This is a genomic window from Xaviernesmea rhizosphaerae (assembly GCF_001938945.1).
Classification (GTDB): Bacteria; Pseudomonadota; Alphaproteobacteria; order Rhizobiales; family Rhizobiaceae; genus Xaviernesmea; species Xaviernesmea rhizosphaerae.
The window spans coordinates 245729-260632 of the sequence record NZ_MKIO01000041.1 but is presented as its reverse complement, the minus strand read 5'-3'; the positions used below and the strand labels follow the sequence as shown (position 1 = coordinate 260632).

13 protein-coding genes and 1 riboswitch are annotated in these 14904 nt (G+C 65.1%); of the genes, 2 read left to right on the top strand and 11 right to left on the bottom strand.

Annotation, left to right across the window (positions count from 1 at the left end):
- Window positions 1-2: 2 nt before the first annotated feature.
- The 10 genes from BJF92_RS22090 to BJF92_RS22045 form a co-directional block, all read right to left on the bottom strand.
- Entirely contained in the window at window positions 3-653 is a 651-nt protein-coding gene (locus BJF92_RS22090) for an urea amidolyase associated protein UAAP2 (RefSeq protein WP_075636895.1), read from the bottom strand.
- A gap of 16 nt (window positions 654-669) precedes the next feature.
- Complete coding sequence (locus BJF92_RS22085; RefSeq protein ID WP_075636894.1) at window positions 670-1485, bottom strand: urea amidolyase associated protein UAAP1; 816 nt, start codon at window positions 1483-1485, stop codon at window positions 670-672.
- An 89-nt stretch (window positions 1486-1574) separates the two neighbouring features.
- A complete protein-coding gene (locus BJF92_RS22080; RefSeq protein WP_075636893.1) occupies window positions 1575-2321 on the bottom strand; it encodes an ABC transporter ATP-binding protein in 747 nt (248 codons plus the stop codon).
- Window positions 2318-3136 (bottom strand): ABC transporter permease, encoded by an 819-nt coding sequence (locus tag BJF92_RS22075; RefSeq protein WP_075636892.1) that lies wholly within the window; start codon window positions 3134-3136, stop codon window positions 2318-2320. The genes BJF92_RS22080 and BJF92_RS22075 overlap by 4 nt, the downstream gene beginning before the upstream one ends.
- A 419-nt stretch (window positions 3137-3555) precedes the next feature.
- A complete protein-coding gene (locus BJF92_RS22070; RefSeq protein ID WP_075636891.1) occupies window positions 3556-4629 on the bottom strand; it encodes a putative urea ABC transporter substrate-binding protein in 1074 nt (357 codons plus the stop codon).
- Window positions 4630-4700: 71 nt separating this feature from the next.
- Window positions 4701-4814, bottom strand: a riboswitch (guanidine-I (ykkC/yxkD leader).
- Between the two features lie 363 nt (window positions 4815-5177).
- The gene (locus BJF92_RS22065) at window positions 5178-6242 is read right to left on the bottom strand and encodes a quaternary amine ABC transporter ATP-binding protein (protein WP_075636890.1); all 1065 of its coding nucleotides are present in this window, start codon (window positions 6240-6242) and stop codon (window positions 5178-5180) included.
- On the bottom strand, window positions 6235-7122 hold the full coding sequence (locus BJF92_RS22060; RefSeq protein ID WP_075636889.1) for an ABC transporter permease: 888 nt from the start codon (window positions 7120-7122) through the stop codon (window positions 6235-6237). Before BJF92_RS22060 ends, BJF92_RS22065 begins: the two co-directional genes overlap by 8 nt.
- 348 nt (window positions 7123-7470) lie before the next feature.
- Entirely contained in the window at window positions 7471-8472 is a 1002-nt protein-coding gene (locus BJF92_RS22055) for an ABC transporter substrate-binding protein (RefSeq protein WP_075636888.1), read from the bottom strand.
- An 84-nt stretch (window positions 8473-8556) separates the two neighbouring features.
- The gene (locus tag BJF92_RS22050) at window positions 8557-9384 is read right to left on the bottom strand and encodes a pyrroline-5-carboxylate reductase family protein (RefSeq protein ID WP_075636887.1); all 828 of its coding nucleotides are present in this window, start codon (window positions 9382-9384) and stop codon (window positions 8557-8559) included.
- Complete coding sequence (locus BJF92_RS22045; protein ID WP_075636886.1) at window positions 9365-9994, bottom strand: TetR/AcrR family transcriptional regulator; 630 nt, start codon at window positions 9992-9994, stop codon at window positions 9365-9367. Before BJF92_RS22045 ends, BJF92_RS22050 begins: the two co-directional genes overlap by 20 nt.
- A 145-nt stretch (window positions 9995-10139) precedes the next feature.
- Between BJF92_RS22045 and BJF92_RS22040 the strand changes: the two genes are divergently transcribed.
- A complete protein-coding gene (locus BJF92_RS22040) occupies window positions 10140-12176 on the top strand; it encodes an NADH:flavin oxidoreductase (RefSeq protein ID WP_075636885.1) in 2037 nt (678 codons plus the stop codon).
- Between the two features lie 105 nt (window positions 12177-12281).
- On the opposite strand, the gene BJF92_RS22035 is transcribed toward BJF92_RS22040, so the two are convergent.
- Window positions 12282-13814 (bottom strand): MFS transporter, encoded by a 1533-nt coding sequence (locus BJF92_RS22035; protein WP_075636884.1) that lies wholly within the window; start codon window positions 13812-13814, stop codon window positions 12282-12284.
- Between the two features lie 139 nt (window positions 13815-13953).
- Between BJF92_RS22035 and BJF92_RS22030 the strand changes: the two genes are divergently transcribed.
- Complete coding sequence (locus BJF92_RS22030; protein WP_075636883.1) at window positions 13954-14895, top strand: LysR family transcriptional regulator; 942 nt, start codon at window positions 13954-13956, stop codon at window positions 14893-14895.
- Window positions 14896-14904: the final 9 nt, after the last annotated feature.

The following is a 14904-nucleotide window of genomic DNA, read 5'->3' as shown; positions in this document are numbered from 1 at the left end:
GCTCAAGCCTCCTCGTTCCACAGGAGGACGCGGATCGGCGTGGGGTCGAAGCCGTTGCAGGGATTGTTGATCTGCGGGCAGTTGGAGATGACCATGAGCACGTCCATCTCCGCCTTCAGCTCCACATAGTCGCCGGGCGCGGAAATGCCGTCGACGATGGTCATGCCGCCATTGGGGGAGATCGGCACATTCATGAAGAAGTTGATGTTCGGCACGATGTCGCGCTTGCCCATGCCGTATTTCGCCACTTCGGCCACGAAGTTGTCGCGGCAGGCATGGAGATATTTGGTGCCATGGCCGAAGCGCACCGTGTTGCTCTCGCAGGAGCAGGCGCCGGCGGCGGTGTCGTGCCGGCCGCAGCTGTCAGCCGTGATCGTCAGCATGGTGCGGCCTTCGCTCGACTGGATCTTGGTGCCGGCCGAGAGATAGGCGCCATTCTGCGCCCGCATCGTTTCCTGGCTGGAATAGCGTTCGCTATAATCATCAGCACGATAGAACAGCGTGTCGATGGCCTGCTGGCCATAGCTGTCCTCGATGCGCACCGTCTGGCCCTTGCGGATGACAGTGGAGAAGGGCTTTTCGGCCGGGATGACATGATCTTCCACGGCATTTTCGAGCGTGCGGGAAGGGGCGGTCTGGATGAAGGCGGTCATGATCGTCTCTCCCGGCTCAGAGGCTTGCCAGCGCATTGTTTTCAAAGCCGCGCACGGCTTCGGCGGTCGCGGTGCGGCACAGATCGTCGGCGGCCACGGGGCCGGCGTTAAAGCGCGTGATTGTCACCGGGTTCGGCGCATAGGCCGGGTTGGGGTCGAGCGGGTGGGGGCAGTTGGAGAAGCCAACGGTCATATCCATCTCGGCGCGCAGATCGATATAGTCGGCGCCGTTCAAGAGCGCCGGGTTCCAGAAGAAGCGGCCCTCGGCATCGACGCGCACGGGGGCGAACAGCGTCAGCATGGCGGGGATGTCGCGCCGGTTCAGGCCGATCTTCAGGGCCAGCTTGACGAAGTTGTCGCGGGTGTCGCGCAGCATCGGGTCGCCATAACACGCATTGCTTGCCGCGCTCGATCCGCCGACCAGGCAATCATGCGCGCCGGAGGAATCCTCCGTGATCGAGAACATCACCCGGCCCATGTCGGAGAAGATCACCCGGCCCTTGGAGAGGCCCGTGGTCCATTGCATCTTGACGGTGTCGGGCAGGTTCAGCCGCTCGGACGGGTCGGCCGCGCTCCAGGCGATCAGCGCCAGCGAGGAAAAGCCATGTTCGAGGCTGATGCGCAGGCTCTCGCCGGCCTTGACCTTCATCGCATCATACCAGCCGCCGGGAATGACCTCGCGATGGATGATGCTGGCCGCGTCGATGGCGGGTGCGGGCAGCGGGCTGAAGCCGGGCAGGGCCTTGGGCGCGAAGTCCAGCCCCTTCCTCTGGTGTTCCTCATAGCGCGCGCGGTTGGCGGCGATTTCCTCGGGCGAGCGTCTGATGTGCATGGGGTGCTCCAATCTGTCAGGTTCGGGTCGTCCCGGTGCAGTTCAACCCCCTTGAGGCCGGGTCGTCCCGGCGGGGAACGTGAAGGATGTCAGGCGGGGGTCGTGCCGGGGCGGCGCGGCGGCCAGATCTCGATGTCGCGGGTGATCGTCGCGCCGTAGCGCTCCTTTTCTTCCGGGCGGTCGCGCGGGCGCTCGAAGGCGACGACGCGGGTGGCGAGTGTGAAGGCCTCGCGCATGTCGTGGGTCACCATCACCACGGTCATCGGCGTCTCGTTCCACAGCCGCTTCATCAACTGGTGGATCTCCTTGCGGATGCCTGGGTCGAGCGCGCCGAAGGGCTCGTCGAGAAGCAGCACCTTCGGCCGCATCAAGAGCGCCTGGGCCAGCGCCAGGCGCTGCTGCATGCCGCCGGAGAGTTGGGCCGGATATTTGTCCTCCGAGCCGGCCAGACCGACATCGGCGATCATGGCGCGCGCTTCCTCCACCGCCGCCCGCCGGGCCGCGCCGAACAGCCGGCCGGTAATCGGCGCCGCAGACAGTTCCTTGCCGACAAGCACGTTGCCGAGCACGGTGAGATGCGGAAATACTGAATATTTCTGGTAGACCACCCCGCGATCGGGGCCGGGCTCCGGCGGCAGCGGCGCCCCGTCGAGCAGGATGGTGCCGCGTGTCGGCTTTTCCTGGCCGAGGATCATGCGCAGGAAGGTGGTCTTGCCGCAGCCGGAGGGGCCGACAAGGGCGACGAAGGCGCGCGACTCGATGGTGATCGAGACGTCTTCCAGCACGATCTGGTCGCCATATTCCTTCCAGACGCGGTCGATCTTGAGCTGGCTCATGCCTTGCCCTCCGCAGCCGACCAGGGGAAGACGGCAAGCCGCAGGCGCTCGAGCGCCCAGTCGGTGGCGACCGCGATGAGGGTGATCCAGACCACATAGGGGAAGATCACATCCATCGCGAGATAGCGGCGCACCAGAAAGATGCGGTAGCCGAGGCCGGAATCCGACGAGATCGCTTCCGCCGCGATCAGGAACAGCCAGGCGGGGCCAAGCTGCAGGCGGAGACAGGTGATGAGGCGCGGCAGGACCTGCGGCAGCATCACCCTGAGAGCGATCTGCCAGGAATTGCCGCCGAGCGTCTCGGCCTTGATGATCTGCTCGCGTGGCAGTTCGCTGGCCTTGAAAGCCAGATCGCGGATCATGACCGGCGTGACGCCGATGACGATGAGCGCGATCTTCGACACCTCGCCCAGCCCCATGGCGATGAACAGGATCGGCAGCAGCGCCAGCGGCGGCACCATGGAGAGCGCGGCCACGAAGGGCGAAAGCAGCGCGCGCACAGAGGGCAGCATGCCGATCAGCATGCCGAGAACCAGGGCGATGGCCGTGGCAATGCCGAGCCCGGAAAACAGGCGGATCAGGCTCGCCAGCGTATCGGCCCACAGCAGGATGTCGCCGGTGCGGGCATCGGGGATGACGGCCATCCGGTTCAGCGCATCGGCAAAACCGGCAAGGCCCGGCAGCAGCTTGTCATTGGCATTGGCAGCCAGACGGGAGAGAGACCCAACCGTATAGGCGATGAGCACGGCGGCGAAGGGCAGGGAGGCGAGAGCAAGGCGCGCGCCGGGTGAGGGCCGCCTGTTGATCCAGCGCATGGGAAGCTCCTGGGATTGCTTTGTCACAGGCCGGGCGCATCAGCGCCCGGCGGCGGGGCCATGTGAGGAAAGCTCTGGCCGGATCCGGCAGGGGACAGGCCCCCGGAATCGGCCCGACGACGCTCCAACGGGCGCGGACTTCACGGTTGCCACGCAAACATTCGTCATTGCGCGCCCCCTCATCCGCCTGCCGGCACCTTCTCCCCGGTGGGGAGAAGAGACTTGCAGCACTGTTCCGCGCCTCTTTCTCCTCACCACAGAAAGTGATCGCTCGCTTTCCACCCGGTGTCAGATTTAGGCTTGGCGCACTCGTCTTGGTCTCTTCTCCCCACCGGGGAGAAGGTGCCGGCAGGCGGATGAGGGGGGCGACGCCAACGAATTCTTCGCGTTATGTGCCGGGAAGCTGCCCGATTCGAGGCTCAGAGCGCGCCCTTGGCCGCGGCGTCCATATAGGTCGTGGTGAAGCGGAACTTCACATTGCCCTTGTCGCCCTGGACCGAGCCATCGGGATATTCGATGCCGATCACATCCGCCGAGGCAGCGCCATTGCCGAGCAGGCCCTTCTCAAACAGGAAGTTGCGCACGCGGTCCATGGTCTTGGGCAGCTCGGGAGACGCGGTGAAGCTGACGGCATCCGCCGGCTTGTCGAACAGGCGGGTCACGGCCAGCTGGCTCTCGAAGCCGGCCAGATCCGTGCCGGAGGCCTTGCCCATGGCCTCGCGCGCCGCCTTGCCCTCGTCGCTGTCGGCGGCCATGATCTTCATCGTGTCGTACCAGATGCCGGCCAGCGCCTTGCCGAAATCCGGATTGTCCTTGAGCGTTCCGGTGTTGGCGACCAGCAGGTCGATGATTTCGCCGGGGATCTTGGCGCTGTCATAGACCTTCTTGGCGCTCGGATCCTGGAGAATGGTGGAGACCAGCGGGTTCCAGGTGACGACGGCGGTCACCTCCGGCGTCTGATAGGCGGCGACCATGTCGGCATCCGAGGTGTTGACCACCTTCACGTCGCGCTCGGTCGCGCCGATGGTTTCGAGCGCGCGGGCGAGCAGGTAGTGCGACACGGAATATTCGACCAGATTGACGTTCTGGCCCTTGATGTCCTCGAGCTTGTCCTTGCTCTTCAGGATCACGGCGTCATTGCCGTTGGAAAAGTCGCCGACGATCACGGCCGTGGTGTCGACGCCGCCGGCCGCAGGAATGGAAATGCCGTCGATATTGGCCAGCGTTACCGCGTCGAAGGCGCCGGCCGTGTACTGGTTCATCGACTCGACATAGTCGTTGAACTGGGTGACATCGATGGTGATGCCGTACTTGTCGGCCCATTTCTTGACGATGCCGTGATCGGCGGCATAGCCCCAGGGCATCCAGCCGACATAGATCGACCAGGCGACCTTGAAATCCTTCTTCGGCGCGGCTTGCGCAGAGCCACAGAAGCCGGCGACGGCGAGCGTCGCGGCAGCCAGTGTCGACAGGATGGTGTTGAATTTCGTCATGCGTATTCCCCTTTTGCACTTTTCAAAAAGGGAGTGGCGAAGACCAACGCCGCCAATCCCTGGCTAACGAGGTCTCCCGGGCTTTTGTCCCGCCGTGCATCTGGATGGAATGTCTCCTCCATCCAGTGGCTGCTCTCGGACCAGTCACGCGCTCAAAGCGCATCGGAACCCTAGCGGCCAAACTCTGCAAGATAGGAAGCAAGCGGTGTGCCAGAAACGAAGCCGAGCGCGGCGTGCCGAGGCGCCTATCGGGTTCGCAGTCGCAGATGCCTGTTTTTGCGCGCAATTCCTCTGTGCGCCGGAGAGCCTGTCTCGGGCGGATGGTTCTGAGGATCTTGGGGAGGCCTGTGAGGCACCTGCCTGCAACTTGCGCAGGCCGCTGCCTCGCTGACCAAAAAATCGGCTTTGGTGGGTAGGGAGAGGCCGGTTCGTGCCGGCAGAGGGATGACCTCGCGACCTGGGCGAAGCAGGGGTTTTCGCGCGGACCTGCAAGCGGGGCTCCCGCTGCAGGCAACTACCGGCCGGACCTTCTGGCCCGGCCGCTTTCGTCAGGCCACGGCGCGGTGGCCGGTTTCCTGGGCATTGACCATGGCGCCGGCCAACTGGCGGAAGGTCACGCGGCCGAGCGGCTTGCCAGTGGCATCGACGACGGTGATGTCACCTTCCGGCGCCGAGGCCAGCAGGCGCACGGCCTCCTCGATGGTGACGCCGGCCGCGATGGTCGGGCCATGCGGTGCGCCATTGCCTGGCGCGAGCGGCGTCATCACCGCCTCGACATGGACGACGCGGCCGCGGTTCACTTCCTTGACGAAGTTGGCGACATAATCGTCGGCCGGCCGCAGCACGATGTCCTGGCTGGTGCCCTGCTGGATCACCTCGCCATCGCGCAGGATGGCGATCTGGTCGCCGAGCCGCAGCGCCTCGTCAAGATCGTGGGTGATGAAGACGATGGTCTTGCGGATTTCCTTCTGCAGATCGAGCAGAACGGTCTGCATGTCGGTGCGGATCAGCGGATCGAGCGCCGAATAGGCCTCGTCCATCAAAAGCACCGGCGCGTCATTGGCCAGCGCCCGGGCCAGGCCGACGCGCTGCTGCATGCCGCCGGAGAGCTGGTTGGGATATTTCTGCTCGAAGCCCTTGAGGCCGACGCGTTCGAGCCAGCGCATGGCCGTATCGATCCGCTGCGCACGCCCCACGCCCTGCAGTTCCAGGCCGAAGACGGTGTTGTCCAGCACCGTGCGGTGCGGCAGCAGCGCGAATTTCTGGAACACCATGGCCGTCTCCTGACGGCGGAAGGTGCGCAGTTCCGTCTCCGACATTTTCACCACATCGGTGCCGTCCACCAGCACCTCCCCGGCCGTGGGGTCGATCAGCCGGTTGATATGGCGGATCAGCGTGGATTTACCCGAGCCCGACAGGCCCATGATGACCTGAATGGAGCCGGAGGGCATGTCGATATTGATGTCGCGCAGGCCGAGCACGTGGCCATATTTGACGTTCAGCTCGGTCTTGGTCAGGCCGTTGCGCACGGCCTCGACATAGGCGCCGGGATTGGAGCCGAAGATCTTGTAGAGGTTGCGGATGCGGATGCCGCCGAAAGCATGATCAGCCATGCGCGATCTCCCTGTGCTTCTGCAGACGCTTGCCATAGGCCTGGCTGACGCGGTCGAACATGATGGCGATGCCGACGATGGCCATGCCGTTGAAGATGCCCAAGGTGAAATACTGGTTGGCGATGGCTTTGAGCACCGGCTGGCCGAGGCCCTGCACACCGATCATCGAGGCGATGACCACCATGGCGAGCGCCATCATGATCGTCTGGTTGATGCCGGCCATGATGGTGGGCAAAGCCAGCGGCAATTGCACCTTGAACAGCTTCTGCCGGTTGTCGGCGCCGAAGGCGTCGGCGGCTTCCAGCACGTCCTTGTCCACCAGGCGGATGCCGAGATCGGTCAGGCGGATCATCGGCGGAATGGCGTAGATGACGACGGCGATCAGGCCGGGCACCTTGCCGATGCCGAGCAGCATGACCACGGGGATCAGATAGACGAAGCTCGGCATGGTCTGCATCACGTCGAGGATCGGATTGACGATGCGCTGCATGCGGTTCGACCGGGCCATGAGGATGCCGATCGGCAGGCCGATGACGATGGACAGGACGGTGCAGACGAAGATCATCGAGACCGTCCGCATCGTGTCTTCCCACATGTCGAAATAGCCGATCAGCAGCAGGGTCACGAGACAGCCGGCGACGATGCGCAGGCTGCGCGTCGCGGCATAGGCGATCGCCAGGATGAGCAGCGTGATGATCGGCCAGGGCGTCTTCAGCATGAAGCGCTCGGCGCTGATGAGAAAATGCTGCAGCGGTGTGAAGAGACTTTCGATCACGTCGCCGTAGCTGCGGGTAAAGCCGCGAAAGCCCTCGTCGATCGTCTTCTTGAGGTCGCGCAGCATGTCATCGTTCATGTGCGGGAATGTGTAAAACCAGTCCATTCGGTTCCCCTTTTGAAAAGAGCCGACCACATGTCTTTTTCTTGTCGTTTCGGCGGGAGATGCGATGCGCCATTGGCGCACCGCCTTGGCCTGTGGCCTTGTCGGGTGGCAGCGTGAGCAGGCAGGCCCCTGCCGCCCGCGTTGCCTGATCCCCCGATTTGTTGCCCGCAGCCTTGCAGCACCCCCTTTCATCCCGGCCTGGCTCGACAGTCGATCGAAGAGCGAGGGATGCAGAGGGCCAGGAGCATTCGGGTCGCCCGTGCCCGCAAGGACGGGCACGGGATTGCGCAAGGCCTGACAGTCTGTTCAAGACTTGCAGCCGGCCAACGGCGATTATGGGACAGACTGTTAGAGTGCGGCCTCGATCTTGGCGGCGGCCTCAGGCGAAACCCAGGCCTTCCAGATGTCCTTGTTTTCCTTCAGGAAGTGCTTGGCGCTGTCTTCGCCGCTCGCTTGGTTGTCGGTCATCCAGGCCATCAGTTTGCCGACGGTCTGGTTGCTCCAGGCGCGCTTGTTGAGGTAGGTCATGACCTCGGGGGCGACCTTCTCGGAGAAGGGCTTTGCGACCAGTGTGGCGATCGTGTCGACCGGCCAAGCGCTCGGCTTGGGATCGGTGCAGGAGGCCACGGTGATGCAGCGCTTCCATTCCGCGGCGTCATAGGGAACGCCGGCCTGGAGCTGCACCATCTCATACTTGCCGAGCAGCGCCGTCGGGGCCCAGTAATAGCCGACCCAGCCGGCCTTGCGCTCATAGGCCTTGGCGATCGAGCCGTCGAGGCCGGCGGCGGAACCGGTGTCGACCAGCGTCCAGCCGGCCTTTTCCGCGCCGAAGGCCTTGAAGAGCTGCGTGGTCACCACCGTGCCGCCCCAGCCCTGCGGGCCGTTATAGACGGCGCCCTTGCTCGGATCTTCCGGGTCCTTGATCAGGTCGGGATGCTTCAAGAGGTCCGGGATGGTCTTGATGTCTGGATGAGCGTCGGCGAGATATTTCGGGATCCACCAGCCCTGGACGCCGCCATCGGGAAGCGGCGAGCCGGCCTTGACGATCCGGCCCTCGTCGGTGCCCTTCTTGACGACGTCAGGCAGGAGATCGACCCAGGCTTCCGGCGCGATGTCGGGCTGGCCCTTTTCAGCCATGGAGGTGATGGTGGGAACAGTATCGCCGATGGTGATTTCGGCGTCGCAGCCATAGCCTTCGTTGAGAATGAACTTGTCGAGATTGGAGAGGACCTCCGCGCTCTGCCAGTTCATGCTGGCAATCGTGACATGGCCACATTCGGCGGCATTGGCGATGGCCGAGCCTGCGATGGTCCCAAGAAGAAGGCAGGTCGATGCGAGCAGTCTCTTCATTGTCGTTCCCTCTGTTTTTGCGGCAGTCTGACCAAGCTTGGCCTGGTCCGGGCGGGGCGCCGCTGATCCCGCCTGTGGCGGGCGCTAGGACGGTTCTCCCAAGCGGACCGATTTTTCATGGGCTGCAGCCAGGCCGTTTGCGACGGCGGCGCGCAGGCCGGATGACGTCATCGCCTCGATCGCGGCGGCGGTGGTGCCGCGATAGTCGAGGAAGGTGCGGACCGTGTCGGAAGGACAGTCGTCCTGGCGCTCCAGGAGTCGGCCGGTGCCGATCAGAACGGCATTCACCGCGCGGCGGGCGACGTCGCGATCAAAGCCCCTGTCGATGGCATCCAGCATCATGGCTTCGGCCAGCAGGGCGGGAAAGGCCGGTCCGGAGCCGGTCAGTCCGGTCAGATAATCGATCTCGGCTTCGCTGCGCACCTCGTCCTGGGTGCCGCAGGCATCGAAAATGCGCCGGATGATGGCGCGGTCCGCCTCGCCGACGGCGGGCGCGGCCAGCCAGGGTGTGTAGGATTTGCGCACCGTGACGGCGGCATTGGGCAGGGTGCGCACCACGCGCGCGGTGCCGTGCCGTTGGGCGAGCGCCGCGAGCCCGATGCCCGCCATGACGGAGAGCACCAGCTTGCCGCTGGCGTCCACGTGAAGACCGGCCCAGTCGGCAGGGCGCACGCACAGCAGGAGAATATCTGAGCGATCGGCCAGTTCCTGGTTGTCCGTCGTCCAGAAAGCGCCGGGGACTGCGTCTGAGCGGGTGCTGCGATAGGAAAGGGTCAGACGATCGGGCGTGACGACCTCAGCCTCGATCAGGGCTGCCGCAATGGCTGCGCCGAGCCAGCCGGCGCCGCCGATCACCCCAATCTTCAGATCGTCCTTCTGCCGCAATTGATGCTCACTCCGGTTGATATCCATGGCGTGCGTAAAAGCGATCGAGCTCCCGCCTCTGCGGTATCTGGCCAGTGTAAATTGCAATATATTCGGGGATGCGCCTCATTCTCAAAGCGACATTTTCTTGTGACTGCATCGAAATATATCCGATTTGCACGAGATAAGTCGTCCGCGCACGCACGTCTGCGGCACTTTCATCGAAACCGAAGCGCATCAGCATGCGCGCAATGGCCTCCATGCGACTCTGATCGGCCGCCTGGACTTCGGCGAGAATCGGTGGCGACTGCAATGCCCAGCTGCGCACCGCAAACTCGAAGGGCGAGTCGAACAGCGCCCTGTCGAGCCAGCAATCGAACAGGTTGAGCATCGCCTCGACCACGGTTTCGGCATAGGCCTCGGTCTGCTTCACCAGATTGCCGGTGTTCTTGTCCCGCCAGCGCGCCAGCAGCGCGTCCAGAAGCTCCTCCCGGTTCTTGAAGAACCAGTAGAAGCTGGTGCGCGACAGCTTCAGCCGCTTGGCGAGCGGCAGGATCTTCACCGCGTCGATGCCGGACTCGAGAAGCGCCTCATAGGCGGCGTCGAGCCAGCCCTCCTGAGATCCGCGCCATCCGGTGTCCGCTGCAGCCTGCTCCATGTCTCCATGCGTAACCGGCATTGGGGGGGCTGACAAGCAGAAATGTTCATCCCTGTCGTCAACAGAGACACGGATGTCTTCGATGTTGACACTTATGTACATTCTCCCTAGCCTCGGCCGACATCCCCGCACCGGAGCCCTGGTCATGTCGAACGATCCCCTGCTTCAGCCCTTTCAGCTCAAGCATCTGACGCTGCGCAACCGCATCATCGTCACCTCGCACGAGCCGGCCTACCCGGAAGACGGCATGCCGAAGGGGCGCTATCGGGCCTATACGGTGGAGCGCGCGCGCGGTGGCGTTGCACTGACGATGACGGCCGGCTCCGCCGCCGTGTCGAAGGACAGCCCGCCTGTGTTCAACAACCTGCTGGCCTACAAGGACGAGATCGTTCCGTGGATCCGCGAGATGACCGATGCCGTCCACGAGGCGGGTTCGGCGATCATGATCCAGCTCACCCATCTCGGCCGCCGCACGCGCTGGGACAAGGGCGACTGGCTGCCCGTGCTGGCGCCGTCGCATCACCGCGAAGCCGCCCATCGCGCCTTTCCCAAGAAGCTGGAAGACTGGGACATCGAGCGCATCATCAAGGACTTCGCCGATGCGGCCGAGCGCATGAAGGCGGGCGGCATGGATGGCGTCGAGCTGGAGGCCTATGGCCATCTGATCGATCAATTCGCCTCGCCGCTGACCAACGAGCTGGACGGCCCCTATGGCGGCTCGCTCGACAATCGCCTGCGCTTCTGTTTCGACGTGTTCAAGGCGATGCGCGCACGGGTGGGCGACGACTTCATCCTCGGCGTGCGCTACACGGCGGATGAATGTCTTCCCGGCGGGACGGACAAGGCCGATGGCCTGGAAATCTCCCGCCGCCTGAAGGAAAGCGGGCTGATCGACTATCTCAACGTCATTCGCGGCCATATCGACACCGATCCCGGCTTGACCGACGTGATCCCGATCCAGGGCATGGCCAGCGCGCCGCATCTGGATTTCGCCGGCGAGATCCGCGCCGCCACCCGCTTCCCCATCTTCCATGCCGCCAAGATCCAGGACGTCGCCACCGCCCGCCATGCGATCGCCGCCGGCAAGGTGGACATGATCGGCATGACGCGCGCGCACATGACCGACCCGCATATCGTGCGCAAGATCATGGAAAAGCGCGAGGACGACATCCGCCCCTGCGTCGGCGCCAATTACTGTCTGGACCGCATCTACCAGGGAGGCCTTGCCTTCTGCATCCACAATGCCGCGACGGGCCGCGAGGAAACGATGCCGCACGCTATCCCCAAGGCCGACGTGCGCAGGAAGGTGGTGATCGTCGGGGCCGGCCCGGCGGGACTTGAGGCCGCGCGCGTCAGTGCCGAGCGCGGGCATGAAGTCGTCGTGTTCGAGGCGGCGAGCGACCCCGGCGGCCAGATCCGCCTCACCGCCCAGAGCGAGCGCCGGCGCGAGATGATCGGCATTATCGACTGGCGCATGAGCCAGTGCGAAAAGCTGGGCGTCACCTTCCATTTCAACAGCTGGGCCGAAGCCGGGACGATCCTGGCGGAAGCGCCCGATGTCGTCATCATCGCCACGGGCGGCCTGCCGCATACAGAGGTGCTCAGCGCGGGCAACGATCTCGTCATCTCGTCCTGGGACATTCTCTCCGGCGATGTGAAGCCGGGCACCAATGTGCTCGTCTATGACGATGCCGGCGACCATGCCGGGTTGCAGGCGGCCGAAGTGATCGCCAAGGCCGGCGGCAAGGTGGAGATCATGACGCCTGACCGCGCCTTCGCGCCGGAGGTGATGGCGATGAACCTCGTGCCCTATATGCGCGCGCTGCAGAAGCTCGACACCACCTTTACCGTGACTTACCGGCTGGAAGCGGCCGAGAAGAGCGGCAACCAGATCGTCGCTCATGTCGGCAGCGATTATGGCGGCGTGTCCAAGCAGCGCCTCGTCGACCAGATCGTCGTCAATCACGGCACGATCCCGCTGGACGAGCTCTATTTCGAGCTGAAGCCGGCCTCGCGCAATCTGGGCGAAGTCTCCTATGACGCGCTGATCGCAGGCGCGCCGCAGACGGTGGCGCGCAATCCCGAGGGACGCTACCAGCTCTTCCGCATCGGCGACGCCGTGGCCGCCCGCAACACCCATGCCGCGATCTACGACGCCCTGCGGCTGGCGAAGGATCTCTGAGCGCGCCTTGCCGCGCAGCAGGCCGCGCCGCCGGGACAGGAAATGCCCGGGCGGCGCGTGTCGTGCTGCCTTTGGCCTCGCCGGCTGGCCCGGTGACGGCGATGGTCAATGGCCGGCGCCGGAGGCGACGCTTTCCTCCCTCTCCGCCGCCTCGCCCAGCGACAGGAAGACGACGAGAGCGGTCAGCGTGGTGATGGCGGCCAGCAGCAGCAGCAGCCAGGAGAAGGCCGCGCCATAGAGCGTGAGGATCTCGGCCGGATCTGCGCCGGGCAGGGCGGCCATTGCGCCCTTCAGGTCGCCGATGGCGAGGCTCTGGCCGGCCACCTGCGGCTGTCCGGGCAGTCCGGCAGCCTGGATGCGGCCGGTGATCAGCAGCGACAGGATGGCGCCGACCACGGCAAGCGCCACGCCTTCGCCCGCGACGCGCACGGTGGAGAAAATGCCCATGGCCATGCCGGCGCGTTCCTTCGGCACCACGCCGATGGCAAGACCATCCATCAGGCCCCAGGGCAGGCTGATGCCCGTGCCGATCACGAGCATGGGCAGGGCAAGCACGGCTGGCGGTGTGCCGGGCGGCAGGGCGGCAAGCCAGACAAGGCCTGCAGCGGTGACAATCAGTCCGCCGCCGCACAGCGTTGCCGGACGCAGCCACCGCGCAAGCCAGCCCGCGACGATCGGCAGCACGAGGAGCGGCGCCGAGAGCGCGATCATCAGCCCGCCGCCCGCCACGGCGCTCATGCCTTCGATGCCGACGAACCGCAGCGGCAGCAGGATCAGCAGAACCACGAAGCCATAGGCCGGCGCGGCGGCCAGCAACTGCACGCCGACGAAGCGGCGATAGCGAAACAGCGAGAGATCGAGCATCGGCCGCGCCACCGTCCGCTCGATGCCGATGAACAGGGCAAAGCACAGGGCCGCAGCCAGCAGCAGGCCGAGAACCAGACCATCGCCCCAGCTCCGCTCGGGCACCAGCAGCATGCCATAGGTGAACAGCGCCAGCATGGCGGTGAAGGCCGCAGCCCCCGGCCAGTCCAGTCCCCGCGCGGCCGGATCGCGGCTCTCCTTCAGGACCAGCCGGCCGATCAGGAAAGCGAGCGTGGTCAGGAACACGACGGCGAGGAAGATGCTGCGCCAGCCGAAGCTTTCGATCATCGCGCCGGAGGCGACCGGCCCCAGCGACAGCCCGACGCCGAAGCTCGTTCCGACGACGCTGAAAGCGCGCAGGCGCGCCGGTCCGTCGAATTCCTGCGCAAGCGCCGCAGCCCCGCCGGCATAGGCCGCGGCCGCCGCGAGACCCTGGCCACCGCGCAGGAGGTCGAAAAGGAGAATGTCGGGCGCCACCGTCAGAGCGAGGGAAAAGAGCGCGAAGCTTCCGGCGCCGAACAGGAAGACGCGGCGGCGGCCGAGGCTGTCGGCGAGCGCGCCCGAGGCCATCAGCGCTGAGCCGAAGGTGAGCATGAAAGCATTGGTGACCCAGGCCGTGGCGACGGGACCGGCCCCAAGCGTTCCGGCGATCGAGGGCAGGGCGACGGCCGTGCCGGTGAAGGTGAGCGGCATGGCCGCCGCCGCGAGGCAGACGGAAAGCAGGGCAAGATAGGGATGCGCGCGGGTGGCGCGCACAGGGGGTTTTGCTGGCATGAAATGCCCTCCGCAGGAGCGAGGATGATGCAATAACGGACCAAGCCGTTGCCCCAGCACTATATTAGCGCTTGAATAAGCGATAAGATCGGCATCTATCCGATCAATCCGGAATAAAACGCTTGAATGGGACGTCGCTATGGATCGTCTGACCGGCCTTTCCGCTTTCGTCCGCACGGCCGAACTCGGCAGCTTCGCCGCTGCGGGGCGCGTGCTGGGGCTGTCGCCCTCGGCGGTTGGCAAGGCGGTGAGCCGGCTTGAAAGCCAGCTGTCCGTGCAGTTGATCCAGAGAACGACCCGCAGCCTGCGCCTGACGGAGGAGGGGCGCGATTTTCACGAGCGCTGCCGGCGCATCCTCGACGATCTCGACGATGCGCAGGAGAGCCTGCTGCGCACCCGCGAAGCGCCGCGCGGGCCGCTCCGTCTCTCCTGCCCGATCATCGCCTATTACCTCTTGCTGCCGATCTTGCCGGCTTTCATGGAGCGCTATCCGGAGATCACGCTCGATCTCGACTTTACCGACCGCATTGTCGACCTGATCGAGGAGGGGGTGGATGTCGCGATTCGCAGCGGGCAATTGCCGGATAGCCGGCTGATGGTGCGCACGCTCAGGCCCTTCCGCCTGCTGCTCATGGCCACGCCCGCCTATCTCGCCCGCCACGGCACGCCGCGCTGCCCGCGCGACCTGGCGAACCATTGCAGCATCGGATTTCGCTATCCCAACAGCGGCAAGATCCAGACCTGGCCGCTGCGCCGACCCGAAGGCGAGCCGGAGCCGCGCCTGCGCTATGTGCTCACCTGCAACAACATGGAGGCGCTGCGCGGCGCGGTGCTGCGCGATCTCGGCATCGGCTGCATGCCGGATTTTCTGGCGGAGGCGCCCGTTCTGGCCGGCGACCTCGTGCCCGTGCTCCTCGATCATCTCGACGCGCCCAGCCAGTTCAACCTGATCTGGCCGTCGAGCCGGCATCTGTCGCCAAAGGTCCGCGTTCTGGTGGATTTCCTGGCCGAGCGCCTGTTTCTCTCCACACCCTGCCTTTCCCATCAGCAAGGGCAAACAGGTGCTGGCTCAAAGGCTTGACCAAGCTTC

What these genes read in the sequence shown, in the direction of transcription:
- BJF92_RS22090 (WP_075636895.1), bottom strand. Translation starts at nt 653, where the DNA reads ATGACCGCCTTCATCCAGACCGCCCCTTCCCGCACGCTCGAAAATGCC.
- BJF92_RS22085 (WP_075636894.1), bottom strand. Translation starts at nt 1,485, where the DNA reads ATGCACATCAGACGCTCGCCCGAGGAAATCGCCGCCAACCGCGCGCGC.
- BJF92_RS22080 (WP_075636893.1), bottom strand. Translation starts at nt 2,321, where the DNA reads ATGAGCCAGCTCAAGATCGACCGCGTCTGGAAGGAATATGGCGACCAG.
- BJF92_RS22075 (WP_075636892.1), bottom strand. Translation starts at nt 3,136, where the DNA reads ATGCGCTGGATCAACAGGCGGCCCTCACCCGGCGCGCGCCTTGCTCTC.
- BJF92_RS22070 (WP_075636891.1), bottom strand. Translation starts at nt 4,629, where the DNA reads ATGACGAAATTCAACACCATCCTGTCGACACTGGCTGCCGCGACGCTC.
- BJF92_RS22065 (WP_075636890.1), bottom strand. Translation starts at nt 6,242, where the DNA reads ATGGCTGATCATGCTTTCGGCGGCATCCGCATCCGCAACCTCTACAAG.
- BJF92_RS22060 (WP_075636889.1), bottom strand. Translation starts at nt 7,122, where the DNA reads ATGGACTGGTTTTACACATTCCCGCACATGAACGATGACATGCTGCGC.
- BJF92_RS22055 (WP_075636888.1), bottom strand. Translation starts at nt 8,472, where the DNA reads ATGAAGAGACTGCTCGCATCGACCTGCCTTCTTCTTGGGACCATCGCA.
- BJF92_RS22050 (WP_075636887.1), bottom strand. Translation starts at nt 9,384, where the DNA reads ATGGATATCAACCGGAGTGAGCATCAATTGCGGCAGAAGGACGATCTG.
- BJF92_RS22045 (WP_075636886.1), bottom strand. Translation starts at nt 9,994, where the DNA reads ATGGAGCAGGCTGCAGCGGACACCGGATGGCGCGGATCTCAGGAGGGC.
- BJF92_RS22040 (WP_075636885.1), top strand. Translation starts at nt 10,140, where the DNA reads ATGTCGAACGATCCCCTGCTTCAGCCCTTTCAGCTCAAGCATCTGACG.
- BJF92_RS22035 (WP_075636884.1), bottom strand. Translation starts at nt 13,814, where the DNA reads ATGCCAGCAAAACCCCCTGTGCGCGCCACCCGCGCGCATCCCTATCTT.
- BJF92_RS22030 (WP_075636883.1), top strand. Translation starts at nt 13,954, where the DNA reads ATGGATCGTCTGACCGGCCTTTCCGCTTTCGTCCGCACGGCCGAACTC.